The 15,546-nt window shown below is 39.3% G+C and carries 16 protein-coding genes; 6 read left to right on the top strand and 10 right to left on the bottom strand.

Annotated elements, in window-relative coordinates; all coding sequences use genetic code 11:
- Positions 1-308: 308 nt before the first annotated feature.
- Together MKX96_RS03250 and MKX96_RS03245 are read left to right on the top strand one after the other, a co-directional pair.
- Positions 309-1,028: a CPBP family intramembrane glutamic endopeptidase gene (locus MKX96_RS03250; RefSeq protein WP_340881927.1), complete on the top strand. Its 720-nt coding sequence runs from the start codon at positions 309-311 to the stop codon at positions 1,026-1,028.
- A 12-nt stretch (positions 1,029-1,040) separates the two neighbouring features.
- The gene (locus MKX96_RS03245) at positions 1,041-1,616 is read left to right on the top strand and encodes a GNAT family N-acetyltransferase (protein ID WP_340881925.1); all 576 of its coding nucleotides are present in this window, start codon (positions 1,041-1,043) and stop codon (positions 1,614-1,616) included.
- Between the two features lie 239 nt (positions 1,617-1,855).
- Here the strand turns inward: MKX96_RS03245 and MKX96_RS03240 are convergent, their stop codons facing one another.
- On the bottom strand, positions 1,856-2,491 hold the full coding sequence (locus MKX96_RS03240) for a redox-sensing transcriptional repressor Rex (protein WP_169360460.1): 636 nt from the start codon (positions 2,489-2,491) through the stop codon (positions 1,856-1,858).
- Between the two features lie 127 nt (positions 2,492-2,618).
- On the opposite strand from MKX96_RS03240, the gene MKX96_RS03235 reads away from it, so the two are divergent.
- Positions 2,619-4,550, top strand: coding sequence for an ABC-F family ATP-binding cassette domain-containing protein (locus tag MKX96_RS03235; protein ID WP_340881921.1), 1,932 nt, complete (start codon positions 2,619-2,621; stop codon positions 4,548-4,550).
- Between the two features lie 503 nt (positions 4,551-5,053).
- Here MKX96_RS03235 and tsaD read toward each other — a convergent pair.
- The 6 genes from tsaD to MKX96_RS03205 all read right to left on the bottom strand — a co-directional run bounded on the left by tsaD (position 5,054) and on the right by MKX96_RS03205 (position 9,156).
- Positions 5,054-6,073: a tRNA (adenosine(37)-N6)-threonylcarbamoyltransferase complex transferase subunit TsaD gene (tsaD, locus tag MKX96_RS03230; protein ID WP_340881920.1), complete on the bottom strand. Its 1,020-nt coding sequence runs from the start codon at positions 6,071-6,073 to the stop codon at positions 5,054-5,056.
- Positions 6,070-6,528 (bottom strand): ribosomal protein S18-alanine N-acetyltransferase, encoded by a 459-nt coding sequence (rimI, locus tag MKX96_RS03225; protein ID WP_340881919.1) that lies wholly within the window; start codon positions 6,526-6,528, stop codon positions 6,070-6,072. Before rimI ends, tsaD begins: the two co-directional genes overlap by 4 nt.
- Positions 6,518-7,204 carry a tRNA (adenosine(37)-N6)-threonylcarbamoyltransferase complex dimerization subunit type 1 TsaB gene (tsaB, locus tag MKX96_RS03220; RefSeq protein ID WP_340881917.1) on the bottom strand — a complete coding sequence of 229 codons (687 nt, stop codon included), beginning with the start codon at positions 7,202-7,204 and terminating at the stop codon, positions 6,518-6,520. Before tsaB ends, rimI begins: the two co-directional genes overlap by 11 nt.
- On the bottom strand, positions 7,201-7,653 hold the full coding sequence (tsaE, locus tag MKX96_RS03215; protein WP_340881915.1) for a tRNA (adenosine(37)-N6)-threonylcarbamoyltransferase complex ATPase subunit type 1 TsaE: 453 nt from the start codon (positions 7,651-7,653) through the stop codon (positions 7,201-7,203). The genes tsaB and tsaE overlap by 4 nt, the downstream gene beginning before the upstream one ends.
- Positions 7,654-8,056: 403 nt before the next feature.
- Positions 8,057-8,467 carry a YugN family protein gene (locus tag MKX96_RS03210; RefSeq protein ID WP_340881914.1) on the bottom strand — a complete coding sequence of 137 codons (411 nt, stop codon included), beginning with the start codon at positions 8,465-8,467 and terminating at the stop codon, positions 8,057-8,059.
- A 62-nt stretch (positions 8,468-8,529) separates the two neighbouring features.
- Positions 8,530-9,156 carry a GDSL-type esterase/lipase family protein gene (locus MKX96_RS03205; RefSeq protein ID WP_340881912.1) on the bottom strand — a complete coding sequence of 209 codons (627 nt, stop codon included), beginning with the start codon at positions 9,154-9,156 and terminating at the stop codon, positions 8,530-8,532.
- Between the two features lie 99 nt (positions 9,157-9,255).
- Between MKX96_RS03205 and MKX96_RS03200 the strand changes: the two genes are divergently transcribed.
- Entirely contained in the window at positions 9,256-10,308 is a 1,053-nt protein-coding gene (locus MKX96_RS03200; protein ID WP_340881910.1) for an acyltransferase family protein, read from the top strand.
- Between the two features lie 779 nt (positions 10,309-11,087).
- Here the strand turns inward: MKX96_RS03200 and MKX96_RS03195 are convergent.
- From MKX96_RS03195 to MKX96_RS03185, 3 genes are read right to left on the bottom strand one after another with little or no spacing between them, the layout of a single operon-like run.
- Positions 11,088-11,906: an ABC transporter ATP-binding protein gene (locus MKX96_RS03195; RefSeq protein ID WP_340881908.1), complete on the bottom strand. Its 819-nt coding sequence runs from the start codon at positions 11,904-11,906 to the stop codon at positions 11,088-11,090.
- Entirely contained in the window at positions 11,903-12,907 is a 1,005-nt protein-coding gene (locus MKX96_RS03190) for a FecCD family ABC transporter permease (RefSeq protein WP_340881907.1), read from the bottom strand. The genes MKX96_RS03195 and MKX96_RS03190 overlap by 4 nt, the downstream gene beginning before the upstream one ends.
- A gap of 18 nt (positions 12,908-12,925) precedes the next feature.
- The gene (locus MKX96_RS03185; RefSeq protein ID WP_340881905.1) at positions 12,926-14,056 is read right to left on the bottom strand and encodes an ABC transporter substrate-binding protein; all 1,131 of its coding nucleotides are present in this window, start codon (positions 14,054-14,056) and stop codon (positions 12,926-12,928) included.
- Positions 14,057-14,265: 209 nt separating this feature from the next.
- Here MKX96_RS03185 and MKX96_RS03180 point away from each other — a divergent pair, with 209 nt between their 5' ends.
- The gene (locus tag MKX96_RS03180; protein ID WP_340881902.1) at positions 14,266-14,907 is read left to right on the top strand and encodes a phosphate starvation-inducible protein PhoH; all 642 of its coding nucleotides are present in this window, start codon (positions 14,266-14,268) and stop codon (positions 14,905-14,907) included.
- Positions 14,904-15,509 (top strand): hypothetical protein, encoded by a 606-nt coding sequence (locus MKX96_RS03175; protein ID WP_340881901.1) that lies wholly within the window; start codon positions 14,904-14,906, stop codon positions 15,507-15,509. The genes MKX96_RS03180 and MKX96_RS03175 overlap by 4 nt, the downstream gene beginning before the upstream one ends.
- Positions 15,510-15,546: the final 37 nt, after the last annotated feature.

Genomic DNA, 15,546 nt, shown 5'->3' with positions numbered 1-15,546 from the left:
TATTTATTAGCACTCTCACACTTTGAGTGCTAACACACTTATAATAATAATTAAACTACGTAAAATTTGCAAGTCAGAACCTAAACTTTTTTTAAATTTTATTATCTTCTTTCTCCTCTTAGATCATGAGTATTTCACCTTGCCCTTGTGCGAAAGCAAGTCCCTTTTAAATACTAAAACTATCCAAGAATAAAATAGCTAACAAGCGATTTTATTTTAGTTTTCCATTACAATAAGGCTAGTACATATAATAATTACCCGCATGCTATTGCAATGGAAACTTTATAGAAGACGGAAAGGATATTTAGATGAAAAAACAACAAACAGCCTTATACATATTAATCACCTACTGTGTCATGCAGCTCTCCGGAATCATCTTTGCTTCTCTGCTATTTATGGCTTTTAAATACTATAACCTGGAAAATCCTATGTTACTGGCTAACGGCTGGTGGACTTTCATCGGAATGGGAACTGCAACAATCATCACTTTACTTATCATACGAAAAGACAAGAGCTTTATCCGACCTTTAAAGGGACAAGCTTCGAGCACACTTAAATCAGTTGCCTGGGGAGTATTGGGATTCATAATGGTTTTGTACGGCCAGGCCCTTGCTGCTAATATTGAGATCAAGTTTTTTGGAATCGAGCCCGGTTCTGAAAATACACAAGACTTCATGGAACTAGCTAGTTCGGTGCCCTTTGTTTTTTTCTCTATCGTATTCTTTGCCCCAATCTTAGAAGAGCTCATCTTCCGTCGTATCATTTTCGGAACATTATTACCTAAAACAAACTTCTTTGTAGCAGCACTTATAAGCTCACTGTCCTTTGCAGTCATCCATTTTGAGTTTACGCACATACTAATATATGCTGTGTCTGGTTTTATATTCGCATTCATTTATTATAAGACAAAACGAATCATTACTTCTATTATTGCCCATATGCTTTTAAATGGATTCGTAGTAATTGCACAACTATATAATGAAGAAATTATTAACTTCTTTGAAAGATTAGCAGAAATGTTGCAATAAGGAGGAATCATTATGACTTTTTCATTTACCAAATTTCCTACAATAGAAACGGAAAGACTTATTCTCCGAAAGGCAACCGAGCAAGACTCCGACGACATTCTAGAATTGTATGCCAATGAAAATGTTGTACAGCACATGCCACTCGATCCGTTTACTTCTATTGAAGATGCAAAAGGCGAGATTAGTTGGTACGAGAAAATATTTTTGGAGCAAACTGGTTTGCGTTGGGTAATAGAAAAGAAAGTAAACAAAAAAGTGATTGGTACGTGTGGTTACTTAAACTATGAGGTTGAACATAACCGGATAGAAATAGGATATGACCTCTCCCCTGAATCATGGGGAAAGGGAATTATGACGGAGACATTAAAGGCTATTATTCACTTTGCCTTTTTAGAGTTAAACGCAAACAAAATTGAAGCTCAAATTACGTCAGAAAACGATGCATCCCTTCACCTAGTAAGTAAGCTAGGCTTTCACAGAGATGGTGTTCTAAGGGAACATGAATTTGAAATGGGACGCTATATCGACCTTGTCATTTATTCCCTTCTTGCTAGAGAATATACGAATAAGCCTTCGACTAAATTATAGTCGAAGGCTTATTTCTTAGATATTTTTGTGGGAAAATACTTCGGTGGCTGAGGAACTGCCTCCTCGCATTTCCCCATTTGCCTGTCGGGGCAGTGACAGGCGCCTGCGCTTTTCTTGGTGTCTAGCTACTCCGCCTTGCCCCTCGGGGTCAAATGGGTAAAAGCTCCGGTGGCTGAGGAGCTGCCTCCTCGCATTTCCCCATTTGCCTGTCGGGGCAGACATAGGCGGTTTCGCTTTTCTTATATATCGTTTCGAATCATATAGATTAGTGTTTGAAGTTCTACGGAAAGGTCAATCGTATGTACGCGAATCTCATCCGGTGTGCTGATTGGAACAGGGGTGAAATTTAAAATCCCTTTTACATCTGATCCAACTAGGAGGTTGGCCACCTCTTGGGCAGAACGGCTTGGAAGAGTGAAAATGACTAATTCAATTCCGTATTCCTTCAGTTTTTCTAGCATCACACTGGAATGAAATACAGGGATATCACTGATAATTGTTCCTTCGAGTGGTGCCTTCGTATCAAATGCTACTACTATTCTAGTATTATGATTTTTTTGGAAATTATATTTTACAAAGGCTGTCCCTAAGCTACCAACACCTATCAATGCAACCTTCGCTGCTTCGTCTTGATCTAATGTTTTTCTGAAAAACTCTAGTAGATGGGGTACATCGTAGCCATAGCCTTTTTTACCTAATGCACCAAAATGAGAAAAGTCTCTCCGGATGGTTGCCGAGTCGATTTTCATCGCTTCACTTAGCTGTTGGGATGAAATACGTTTATGCTCTGCATTGTGAAAGCTTTGCAAAAATCTATAATATAAAGGAAGTCGTTTCATCGTCGCTTGAGGAATGCGAGGTACATCACGTTTCATAAGTATCCTCCTAATGTATAAGGCAAATTCATTTTTTCACGTTACCTTTCTTTCATTGTAAAGGGAGAACGTTGCAACGACAAGTCCTATCTATTACACTTAGGATAGAATTGAGGTGCAAATAATCGTGATCGTTTTACAAGTAAACCAAGTAACTAAATCCTTTAACGGGGAAGATATATTAACAAACGTAAAGCTAGAGGTTCAAGACCGTGACCGAGTTGCACTAGTCGGTCGTAACGGTGCTGGGAAATCTACCTTACTTAAAATAATTGCTGGAGAAATGTCCTATGATTCCGGTGACATTATCCTGCCAAAAAATATTAGACTAGGCTACTTAGAGCAGCATGCCGGTTTAGAATCCAAGCTGACCATTTGGGAGGAAATGAAATCCATCTTCAGTCATTTAATAGACTCCGAAAAAGAATTACGTTCATTAGAAGCCCAAATGGCTGACCCTGCTGTCTATGAGGATTCAGAAGCCTACGCTAAAGTAGCTGCTACATATGACGAGTTACAGCTTGCATTTAACGAGGCTGGTGGCTATCGCTTTGAATCTGACATCCGCTCTATCTTACATGGGATGCAGTTTTTCCCGGACGACTATGACAAGCCTGTACAAGCCTTATCTGGTGGACAAAAAACGCGCCTAGCTTTAGCTAAAATGCTATTAAGTAAGCCCGATTTACTCATACTCGATGAGCCTACAAACCATTTGGATATCCAAACACTCAGCTTCTTAGAAAACTATTTGAAAAACTATAGTGGAGCCATTTTAATCGTATCCCATGACCGGTACTTCCTAGATCAGGTAGTAAATCTAGTATACGAGGTTTCTCGCCATAATGTTACGAGATACGTTGGTAACTACAGTGCCTATCTAACGCAAAAGGCAAAAAATTATGAGCTGGATAAAAAGAAGTATGAGAAGCAACAAGAGGAAAAGGCAAAGCTAGAGGATTTTGTTAGCCGTAATCTCGCTCGTGCCTCCACAACCAAGATGGCGCAGTCTAGAAGAAAGGTAATCGAGAAGACAGACTGGATGGATGCACCTGATGGCGATGAAAAATCCGCTAACTTCGGTTTTACCATCGACCGCCCAAGTGGGAACGATGTACTGCGCTTAGAGGATGTTGCAGTTGGCTACTCCAATAAAACCGTCTCCTCTAACATCTCATTTTCTGTGTACAAGCAGGACCGGATAGCATTAGTAGGACCAAATGGTGTCGGTAAATCCACCTTGCTGAAAACAATTATGAAGCAGCTTCCAACTGCTGATGGTCATATTCAATACGGGACGAATGTCCAATTTGGTTACTATGACCAGGAACAGGCAGCTCTTTCCGGTAATAAAACTGTTTTGAAAGAGCTATGGGATGAATGGCCTCTCATGAATGAAAAGGATGTTCGCAATGTACTAGGTCGCTTCCTGTTCTCTGGAGACGATGTGCAAAAAACCGTCTCTACTCTATCCGGTGGGGAAAAGGCTAGACTTGCACTTGCCAAGCTTATGCTATTGAAATCAAATACGCTAGTTCTAGATGAGCCTACAAACCATTTAGATCTAGACAGTAAAGAAGTTTTAGAAAATGCGTTGCTTGATTTCCCTGGTACAATTATTTTCGTGTCTCATGACCGTTATTTTATTAACCGAATTGCAACGAAGGTAATTGAACTCTCCTCCAAAGAAGCCACACTATTTTTGGGTGACTATGACTATTATCTAGAGAAAAAGGAAGAGCTCGAAGAATTAGCAATGGAGAGCTCGATTTCACAAAATACAGTCGTACAAAAGATAAATACATCGACGATTGATAAAGAAGCGAAGAAAAAGGAAAGACAAATTCGACGTCAAATAGATGAGCTCGAGGAACAAATTCCTGCTATCGATTCAGAAATTGCTTTAATCGAGGAAAAGCTCTGTGATCCGGAAGTCTTCCAGGATCACGAGGCCGTCCAAAAATTACAGAGTGAGCTGGATACCTTAAAGGATAAGCAAGACACCATCTCCAACGAATGGCTAGAGCTACAGGAACAATTAGAAGACATTACAGGGTAAGCCGATTGACTCGGTTTACCTTTTTTTATATGGGGAAAAATATATAATGTCGAACTATTTATTTTCGGGCTTAACTAATCAATTTATAAAGAAAACAGTCAGATAAATGGGACAAGCCAACCAATTATTTAATTTATCGAGTCGGTTTATGGTTCAAAGTTGTCAGATCGTTCAAACAGGATATCCGTTACCTATGTTGTATTTTGTCGAACGATGGCATATATAGGTCAACCCCCTTTTTCCTTAAATTCTTTTTCCACATATTTATTAACATCAAAAGTACTGTCATATCAATCTATCAACAGGTTTATCCACATTGTCCACAGATTAAAAACTTAGTTTTCCACAAGTTGTGAGTATAAATAACCACAATATATTGAAAACACACAACTTACTAACAAGTTATCAACAAATTGTGCATAAGTACGAATGTTCTCTATTGACAACCGAAATAATACATGGTAAAAAATCCTCTTTTCTTGTCGAAGAAAAGAGGATTTCGTTTAGTTCCAGCTATTTAATTCTAACCCAGGACGACCGTTCATCGCTAAATCGCCTGTTTGCCCAGCTGAAAATTTAGAGCTACCGGCAGCGGCGATCATGGCTGCATTGTCCGTACATAATTTGATTGGAGGCACATAAAAAGGAATATTCTCTTTATGGAATGCTTCTTCCAATGAATTTCGCAGTCCTTTATTTGCTGCTACACCACCAGCAGCAATTACTTGTTTCACTTTAAACTCTCTAGCTGCTCGAAGAGTTTTAGTAGTGAGTACTTCTATTACGCTCTCTTGGAAGCCTGCGGCAAGATGGTTAGGATTGATTGCTTCCCCTCTTTGCTCCGCATTATGCTGATAATTGATGACTGCTGATTTTAAGCCACTAAAACTAAAATCATAAGAGCCTTCCTCTAGCCAAGCCCTTGGAAAAGGCACTGCTTGATCGCTCTCATTTGCTAGACGATCTATGTGTGGACCGCCAGGATAAGGGAGATTCAATACTCTAGCCACTTTGTCATAGGCTTCTCCGGCTGCATCATCGCGTGTTTCTCCGATTAGCTCAAACTGACCGTCTTCCTTCATCAACACTAGCTCGGTATGCCCTCCTGATACTACTAGAGCAAGTAACGGAAATTCCATCGGCTGAACCAACGCATTTGCATAAATATGTCCCGCGATATGATGGACTCCTACTAAAGGCAGACCATTTGCAAATGAGAATGCTTTTGCCGCGTTTATTCCTATCAATAGGGCACCTACTAGCCCAGGGCCTTCGGTTACTGCCACTGCATCTAAATCCTGAGGAGTCATGTCCGCTTGCTTTAAAGCCTCTTCTATAACAAGTGTGATTTGCTCCACATGATGACGAGAAGCCACCTCTGGAACTACTCCACCAAAGCGCTTGTGACTTTCTATTTGTGATGCTACGACATTGGAGATAATTTCTGTCCCATTTTTAACAATGGACGCTGCGGTTTCATCACAGCTCGTTTCTATTCCTAATATATATTGATCTTTTGTCATTTAAATTCCACCCACATTACAAGAGCATCCTCTTGTGTATCTGTATAATAGTTTTTACGAATGCCTCCGTCCTGGAAGCCAAGCTTGTAATATAAATTTTTGGCAATCGTATTGGATACGCGCACCTCTAACGTCATGAGGACTCCTTTTTGTGACTTTACAATACGTATTGCCTCGCGCATTAAGCCTTCCCCAATTCGATGGCCTCGCATACGTTCTGCAACTGCCACATTCGTGATATGACTTTCATCCATGACAATCCACATTCCACAATAGCCGACAATATCCTTTTCCTCTGTCTCCGCTACTAAATAGTAGGAATATAGATTAGTCGTCATTTCATGCTCGAATGCCTCTCTAGTCCATGGATGTGCGAATGCCTCTTCTTCTATTAAAAGCACCTGGTCTATGTCTTCTAGTGTCATTTTGCGATAAGTAATCGTTTTAGTTTCCATTTTTCTTCTGCTCTTTCATCCAATTTGCTTCTGCCTCTGTTATTCGCAAATATTCTGGAACCGTAGTATGTACGTCTACCGACTCCATATTTTGCGCAATTTCTATTAGGACTGCAGCACTTGGTAACGAAAATGATGCGCCTGCCTGATTGGCTTTATCGCCAAGCTCCTCTTTTATTTGGTTCCAATGAAGAGCTACATCCATTCCTACAAATAAAACCTGGTGCCCCATATCATCTAGGGTAGCTAGCAAATCTGCCATAGACATATGAGATTCCTTCACTAATTTTCCGTCCGTATAAATTCCCGCAAATACATTTCCACGTCGAGCATCCATAATGGAACACACCGTTCCTTGGAAATATGGTGCGTTCCCTGCAAGCACCTGCAAACTTGAAACCGAGTAAATTGGAATATTTAACGTCCAAGCGAGCGTCTTTCCGATTGTCACACCGATTCGCACTCCCGTATAAGAGCCTGGCCCTTTTGCTACCGCAATCGCATCTAGCTCGTTAGGCTGGATATTAGCTTTTTTCATAAGCTCCTCTATTGCTGGCATCGTTCCAATGGAATGAGTTACCTTCACAGAGGACTTATATTCTGCAAGCACCTGCCCGTCCTTTACGACTGCTACCGCAAGCGGTGTATGAGATGTATCTATTCCTAACCAAATCATTCAAAAAGCTCCTCACATAATTGTTCATATCTCTTTCCAAAAGGCTCAAACGTAAATCGACGCTTATCATTCTCCAGTCGATGAATCTGTATTGCCAATCGTTCAGGCGGCAAATCCTCCTGTATTAAATGAGCCCACTCAATAATGCTTACTGCATCACCGTAAAAAAGTTCGTCCCAGCCCAGATCCTCATCGCTATCCGCTAAACGGTAAACATCCAAATGGTTTAAAGGTAGCCTACCCTCATATTGCTTCAATATTGTAAACGTTGGGCTGTTCACGTTTCTTGTGATTCCAAGACCCTTCGCCACACTTTTCGTAAATGTTGTCTTCCCTGCTCCCAAATCTCCCTCTAATGTAAGGACATCTGCAGGCTGTAATAACTCAGCTAGCTGTCGGGCCAATACTTCCGTTTCCAGCTCCGAATCAATCAATCGCTCATACATCATCGTTCGCTTTCCTTTCAAGTACAAATCTATTTGACTCTATTATAAAGAATAACCGCTCATAATGTAACTCTAGGACATTTATATGTACAGAACTCTTTGAATGAAGAACAGCTCTAAGATAGAGCTGAATGCTCCGATTACGACAATCAAAGCCTAGATTACTACAATCAACCGGTAGTTTGCGACAATCAACCGCTCGGCTACCCTGAACACCCCTTTTTACTACAATGCTGGCCAAGTTTACTACAATCAACCTCTAGATTACTACAATCCTCACATAGTTTACGACAATCAATCGCAGACTCGTCCACATCTCCTATCCTATCCCTTACCAGCTTGCGAATCCCTACTCCAACACACAAAAGGACCGACTCACCTATGTGAGACGGCCCTGAGATAAATGTTATTGCAATAGTCGAAGCACTTTTTGTACTTCTTGCTCACCAGCATGCTCCCAGCGATTTTTGTCGGAAATGTTGCCGTCCTGGTCTATCGGAGATTGAAACTGATCAAATCCTGTCGTGGTTAGCAACGAATTTTCATCCTTATCTAATCCAACATTAACGACATGTTTTATTAAATAAGGAGATTGGAATTTAATATGCGCCTCATAATCATCAAGCTCTCCTTGAGTCACCGTAAAAGGGATTCGAAGATAGATGGTTTCTCCTTCCTCGCGGCAAAGGATAGAATCAAAGCTACCTTTATGGTAATCCCAGTTTCCTCCAATTGTATAACCTAAACTCGAAATACGGTCCTGTAAATCTCCAAAAAATGCTGTCTTACCTTCTAATTCTGTGTTTAACTGAAGCATTGCTATCACTCCTTCATTGGATACTCATGTATAGAGTTTCCCAATGCCAGTAATAACATACGTTATTTTTCTTTTTCAAAAAACAAGCCGATTACCTTTTCCAATAAACCCTTTTTCGGATGATTCAAGTTTATATCCATAAGTTTTTGAGCGATTAAATCGGTCAGCATGTTATAGCCTGCTTCCCCAAAATGAAGACCATCGTCCTTTTCGCCAACTAGTAGCTCTTTGTAATCTTCTCTTGAATACATAGCAGTAAAAAAATCTATGTAGTGACTACCTGTCTCTTCAGCTACCTCTCTTACAACGGTTGTATATTGTAGCAAGGACTCGTTAGAGCGATTCTCCTGCAAAGATTCGTCTACTGGAGGCGGTGAAATAAGAATAGTCTTACTTGGACCAATGACCTTCGCAAAGGTCGTTATATTACGCTTGAATAATTCTAAGTCTACTAAACGATATGTGGCAGAATCATTCGAACCAAAAAGAACTGTGACATAGTCAGGTTTTTTAGCAATTACATCCGCAGCAAAACGTTCAATCGCCTGTTCAGTTGTATTGCCCGAGACTCCGGCGTTGATAAAATTATAGTTCAGTAATTTCTGAGATAGCTTATACGTAAGCGCCGGACTTGGATTTCCTTCCTTTCTAGCGGTGATACTATCACCAAAGCAAACAACAGTTGTCATTTTTATCAAGCCTCCATTCTATTATTTTTTTCTCGCTTTAAGTTTATATTCACAAAAAAGTGGCTATACAAACATATGAGACGGCTATGGAGGAACATCATGAACAAGAAAAGAGTCACATGGGTAGACGTAACAAAGGGTTTTTTAATGATCCTCGTTGTTATAGGACATTACCCAGGAGAACTAGATTTCCCTCTATCAAAGTATATTTACTGGTTTCATATGCCAGCATTTTTTCTATTGAGTGGAATCTTCTTCAAAGAAATCAAAGAAGATACATCATCTAATAAAACAGTAAAGAAAAGATTTTTACAACTAATGGTACCTTATCTATTTTTCCTTTTAACGATCACAGGTATTCGATATGGTATGGAAATATCCCAAGGAAATCATGATTTTTCTTGGTATTTAAATGATTTGTGGAAATTATTCATTGCCGGTAGATTCGTACGAGGTGCTTACGGAGTTTTCTGGTTTGTCACTACTCTATTCTTTACTTATCTATTATTTATGTGGATGACAAAATATTTAAGCAAAGTACAACAAATAAGTCTCCTTGCGTTTTGCTATATTGCAGCGCATCTTCAAAGTATTTTTGCTAGAGAAGTAATCAGTGAATCAGCAGTAGAATCAGCACAATCTATCCCAATGGTATGGAATTTAGATGTCGTATTGATGGCAGTAGTATACTTTTCTTTAGGCTACTACGGTAAATCACTGTGGATGAATGTGACCAAGCCTTGGCTATTCAGCGCAGGAGCGTTAGCTTTTGGAATGATTCTACTAGATCAAAATGGATTGATAAATTACAAACTAAGCATGAAATTTCTTCGTTATGATCATATGCTATTAGATTTAATCATCCCGATTTCCTTTATCATTGTAATCGTAGGCTTCTTCCAAAGAATTACTAAAATTCTTTCACTGGAATGGCTTCGAAAAATTGAAAATCATTCCATAGCTATTATGTACTTACATATTTTTACGGACATGATTTTGAACGATTACTTTGAATATGGGGTTGTCGGTTACACTATATTATGTACAGTTATTCCAATCATTGTTTCTATTATCATTCAAAACGTTATCCCATATGGTAAATTTTTGCTCGGAGATATCCGCGCGAAAAGACCAATGCAGATAGAGATTTAAAAACCGCCAAATGGCGGTTTTTTAATGTTTAAACAAGTATTACATAAATAAAATAGAACATTAGTTCGTAAATATGTTATAATAGAAAGTGCAATTGCATACCAGGTTGGGCGGCGGTCACTTCTTTCAAAGGGGTGATGCCAATGACAATTTACGAATCGATCAATTTGTTAATGCAGCTAAGTGCTGTCTTCCTAACAGCTTTTTCTATCGTAGTGACATTGATTATTTTCTTCATAAAAAAGAAATAACCGTCCCCTGGCAAAGGTTTGACGGTTATTTCTGACCTAGGACCAACCGCTCTTTCTGCGGCTGCATATTGTAGGACTGGATATTGCAGTATCCAGTCCTTTAACTTGCTTATTTAAAGCTATTATATACAGAAACCGACATACATTCAACTTATAGCTGGTCAAATATGCCTTACTTTTCTGCATATCTCCCAGTATTATTAATACTAATGAATTACTTTATGATATGGAATATTCTCTTATAACGTTCAAAGATTCTTTCAACAAGAAAAGCGCAAGCGCCTGTCACTGCCCCGACAGGCAAATGGGGAAAAGCGAGGAGGCAGTTCCTCAGCCACCGCAAACGCTCTTGTTTGCGACGAGCTTGCGCAGGAGCACCTTTTATCCATTTGACCCCGAGGGGCAAGGCGGTGGAGCTAGACATCAATTTATCCACAGGTTCAGTATTTTATAATTTCCTAAACAATAAAAAAAGTAGACATTGAAACGTCTACTCTTTTGTCCTTTATGCTCAGCTGTCCAGTCGTCCTATATATCATTGCCAAAATACGTAGGAACAACCGTTTCATAAATTTGTCCGTCCATTTCATGTCTCAGACGCTTTACAGCAATTTGGAAATAATCTAAAATATTTTTCTCCGTCATAATATCTGACACACTTCCAGTTATCACAGGCATTTCTTTGGCAACCATTAATACTTTATCTCCTAGATAAAATGCATGATTTGCGTAATGAGTATTGATGACACAGGCCAAGCCCTTTTCTTTTGCTAGTCTTTTTATTGTTTGCAGGATAACCTTTTGCTTTTGCATATCTAGATGGGATTCCGGCTCGTCTAGTACTAAAATTTCTGGATCTGCCACTAGGGTTCGGGCGATTAGTGCTAATTGCAGCTCCCCTCCGCTGACAGATGTGCATGATTCCTCTGCTAAATGCTTGATACCTACTGAATCTAAGGCTTCTAAAGCCAAGGCATAGTCTTTTTTAGATGGCTGGGCAAAGGAGCGTATATAAACTGCTCTACCCATTGTCACTAAATCCAAAATGGAATAGCTGAATGTCATACTGGATGCTTGAGGTACATAACCAATCTTTGTCCAAACTTCCTTGGAATTCATCTGAGAAAGTGGCTTACCATCTAGTAAAGTTTCTCCTCTTTTCCATTCCTGTAAGCCCATCATACATTTTAACAGCGTCGTCTTTCCCGCTCCATTCGGACCTAGAATGGACAGTATTTCTCCAGGACGAAGCTCAAAGTTAATATCATTCATATACAAAAATTTTTGAGAATCAGGAGCCTTCACTTTTTTATAAAAGTAGTTTCCATCCTTCACCTGTAAAATCAATTCCAGCCACCTCCTGTTTTACGGAGCAAATATGCGAAAAACGGAGCTCCAATAATAGCTGTTAAAATAGAAAGTGGGATTTCAGCTGCCGTTAGACTACGAGCAAGGTTATCAATTATTAACAAGTACACTGCTCCTATGGAAATAGATGTTGGAAGTACATATTGATTGTTACTTCCTACTATCATTCGAGCGATATGTGGAATGATCAGCCCTACCCATCCGATAATTCCAGCAATTGAAACTGCTGCTGCAGTGATTAACGTTGCCCCTAAAATAACTAGCCATTTTAGCTTGTTAACAGATACTCCTAATGACAATGCCTCTTCCTCTGAAAGTGACAGGATATTTAGTCTCCAACGAAGTACATATAATATCAGAATACCAACCAAAATAATTGGACCACCAATCATTAAATCGCTATAGCTGGCAGTACCAAGACTTCCCATTAGCCAATATGTAATAGCTGGGAGCTTTTCCTCGGGGTCAGCAAGGAACTTCACAAGCGAGATTAGCGCCTGAAACAAAGCACTAGTGACAACTCCCGCAAGAACTAGCATAAATATAGGCATATCTCGCTTTACCCCACCTATTAGAAAGGTGAAGCCAATCGCTAGCATACCCATCACCAATGCCATGATTTGCATCGTAAAGCTATTACCAAATAATAAAATTCCAATGGAGGCTCCAAATCCAGCTCCTGCTGAAACACCTAGAATATCAGGGCTAACTAATGGATTGGCAAACATCCCCTGGAATGCTGCACCAGCGATGGACAATCCACCACCAATTAGCATAGCTAATATAATCCTTGGTAGCCGCACATTCATGACTACCGTCTCTTCCATGTTAGTCCATGTTTGCTCCATAGGAACTATTTGAGAAAGCAGTATTTGGATTTGAACAATGAAATCAATTTGATACCGACCTACCCCAATCGAAATCAACCCAACTATGATAGGCAATGTCCAAAGTAATATCTTGATTAATTTAGACTTCATTTTATAGACACCTTTGTATTAGTATTTTGCTGCTTCCGATGGTGGATTTAAGATCTCTTCCACTTGTGTATCAGTTAAATCATAATTATAGTAGCGTTTGTAATAGTCTTTTATTTCTTCGTTCATGTCATACGTAAATAGCTCTGGATGATTTTTTTGTGCCATCCATTTTAGCATCAATGGTGCATCTCCACTTGGTGGATACCAGCGATAGATACCGAGCGGCATTTTATAAACCTTTTTATCCTGAACGGCCTTTACTTCACTCCAGTCTTGGCTTTCAAAAACGTTGTTATACAAGTCCTCAGGCTGAGTTTCCGTAAAATTAGTAATATAAATGATATCAGGGTTCCATTTATAAATTTGCTCCATATTTACTGCTTTAATACCATCGACCTCTTCGGCTGCTACATCTGTTCCGCCAGTGGAGTTCAGCCAACGGTTTCCGTGCATTCCCGTTCCTGCTACAGAAATCTCTCCATCATTATGGTATTGCAATACCATCACTCGTGGCATGTCCTTCTCTTTGACACCTGCTTCATCGAGCGTATCGTAAATCATTTGTTGGTTTTCTTTACCCTCTGCAATAATCTCAGCAGGTCGATCTGTTATACCTGTAATTTCTCCTGTCAGAGTTAACCAACGATTTAATGTATCTAACGGATTAAGTGAATCTGTTGCAGTGTCTAAAGCAACAGTTGTAATTCCCGTATCTTCAAGCTTTTTCACTGTTTTCTCTTGGTTAGCTATCTCAAAATATACATCTGGATCTAAAGATAGTAACTCTTCCACGTTTACTTCACCATTTTCAATAAAGTTCGTTTTAGCATCTAGTATAGATGGAGAAATTTCCTTCAAAATAGAATGAGAAGCTGCATTATAAGAGTTTGGATGAATCCCTGCAATCTCTTCAGTAGAATTGGTAGCGATAAACCATGTGGAGAAGTACGGTAGTATCCCTCCCATTACAATGCTGTCTAGCTTTCCAGGAATCTCTACCTCTCTATTTAATTCGTCTACAATTATCTTTGTTTCTTGACTAGCCTCTAAATCCTTATTTTCCACTTCATTATTATTACTACCGCAACCAGCTAGTAATAACGCAATAGAAGCGGAGGCAATTATGTATCTATATGGTCGTTTCTTCATTATATTTGTCTCCATTTCTCATTGAGAATCATTTTCAATTCCTAACTAACTTATAATAATTTTCCCAAAAGGTCAAGAATGCTTATTAAAAAAACAATATTCAGAATGCAATATAGTAAAATTTTGCCTTTTTAATTTTTTTGTGGATATGATATGATGCAAATAAATGAGAATAGTTATCAATTATTTCAAACGATGGAGGGCTCTTTTTGACTAACATAAATAACATACTCTACTTGGATCCAGGTCATGCGTTTGGATTGTCCAACCGTACCAATTCTTTTATGAACGAACATTTTACGATTATCGATCAATATCAATTAACCGAATATCCGTTAGAGCCGTACTGTTGTATAGTCGTGCACGATTTTGCAGATCAAGAGTACTTATATAAACATAAAGCAATTATAGAAGACTTTTTAGAAGCAGGGAAAGTTGTCATATTCGGTGGGCACTTATTTAGAGAATGGCTTCCTGGTTGTCCTATCTTTACACCTAGAACGATTGAAAGCCATGAAGATTACAATGTTTTTAAGAAAATAGATCATCCTATTTTTAAGGGAGTAGACACCGATGATATGACCTACAATAAAGGAGTGGCCGGCTTCTTCGCAAGAGTGACTCACTCCCCTGTTCCAAATGGTGCGGAGGTGCTTTTAACTTTCCGCGATGGAATGCCTATTACATATATAGATCGTCAGTCAACGAACGGAACAATTTTAGTTCATTCTGGTCGAGATCTTTTTGCTCATCGCATGCAAAATAAAACGACGGATCGAATCAGCATTCAGCTCTTACAATGGATCCAAGATGAATATAAAGAATTACAAAAAGGGGGCAGCTCCAAATGAGAAAAATTGCTGTAATTTATAGTGGACATGCACCTCATCAAAGAACATTCAATGAACCAAAATATAAACAATATATCGACAGACTAATATATTTTCCAGACTTCCAGAATACTTCATTGGAAGGGGTAGATGTTTTGTTTGTCCCCTCTCAATTAAATGAACATTTATTGAAGGCTGCGAAGGAGAAAATTCATGCTTTTGCAAATGCGGGAGGGATCGTTGTAGCCTTTGGACCGCAACCGTGGGAATGGCTCCCAAATCAAAAATGGGAGGAACGAGAAACTAATTTCTGGTGGTGGCTCGAAAAGGATGCAAAAAGTGGACTAGTGCTAGCTGATCCAGAATATGATTTATTCAACTATATAACTTTGCGAGATGCGACGTGGCATCAGCACGGTGTGTTTTGGCCAGTGGAAGGCGCTCAAAAACTTATTACGACCGAGGATGGCGGAGCTGTTCTTTACGTTGACAAGGTGAGCACAAAGGGTACTTGGATTATTACTACCCTAGATCCTGACTATCATTTTGGCTCCTACTTCATGCCAGCAACCGAGCGATTCCTAGACGGATTTTTGCCATGGCTAGCTAAAGGTAATATATAAGAAAAGACCTGATACTCTTTTTAAAATACAGAAAAAA

Origin of the sequence: Psychrobacillus sp. FSL W7-1493 (assembly GCF_038004905.1) — a bacterium.
GTDB lineage: Bacteria > Bacillota > Bacilli > Bacillales_A > Planococcaceae > Psychrobacillus.
The sequence above is the reverse complement of the archived record's forward strand: the minus strand, read 5'-3'. Positions and strand labels throughout refer to the sequence as shown.

Bases quoted from the DNA above. Each gene is read 5' to 3' on its own strand.
- MKX96_RS03250 (WP_340881927.1), top strand. From the start codon at position 309: ATGAAAAAACAACAAACAGCCTTATACATATTAATCACCTACTGTGTC.
- MKX96_RS03245 (WP_340881925.1), top strand. From the start codon at position 1,041: ATGACTTTTTCATTTACCAAATTTCCTACAATAGAAACGGAAAGACTT.
- MKX96_RS03240 (WP_169360460.1), bottom strand. From the start codon at position 2,491: ATGAAACGTGATGTACCTCGCATTCCTCAAGCGACGATGAAACGACTT.
- tsaD (WP_340881920.1), bottom strand. From the start codon at position 6,073: ATGACAAAAGATCAATATATATTAGGAATAGAAACGAGCTGTGATGAA.
- rimI (WP_340881919.1), bottom strand. From the start codon at position 6,528: ATGGAAACTAAAACGATTACTTATCGCAAAATGACACTAGAAGACATA.
- tsaB (WP_340881917.1), bottom strand. From the start codon at position 7,204: ATGATTTGGTTAGGAATAGATACATCTCATACACCGCTTGCGGTAGCA.
- tsaE (WP_340881915.1), bottom strand. From the start codon at position 7,653: ATGATGTATGAGCGATTGATTGATTCGGAGCTGGAAACGGAAGTATTG.
- MKX96_RS03210 (WP_340881914.1), bottom strand. From the start codon at position 8,467: ATGCTTCAGTTAAACACAGAATTAGAAGGTAAGACAGCATTTTTTGGA.
- MKX96_RS03205 (WP_340881912.1), bottom strand. From the start codon at position 9,156: ATGACAACTGTTGTTTGCTTTGGTGATAGTATCACCGCTAGAAAGGAA.
- MKX96_RS03200 (WP_340881910.1), top strand. From the start codon at position 9,256: ATGAACAAGAAAAGAGTCACATGGGTAGACGTAACAAAGGGTTTTTTA.
- MKX96_RS03190 (WP_340881907.1), bottom strand. From the start codon at position 12,907: ATGAAGTCTAAATTAATCAAGATATTACTTTGGACATTGCCTATCATA.
- MKX96_RS03185 (WP_340881905.1), bottom strand. From the start codon at position 14,056: ATGAAGAAACGACCATATAGATACATAATTGCCTCCGCTTCTATTGCG.
- MKX96_RS03175 (WP_340881901.1), top strand. From the start codon at position 14,904: ATGAGAAAAATTGCTGTAATTTATAGTGGACATGCACCTCATCAAAGA.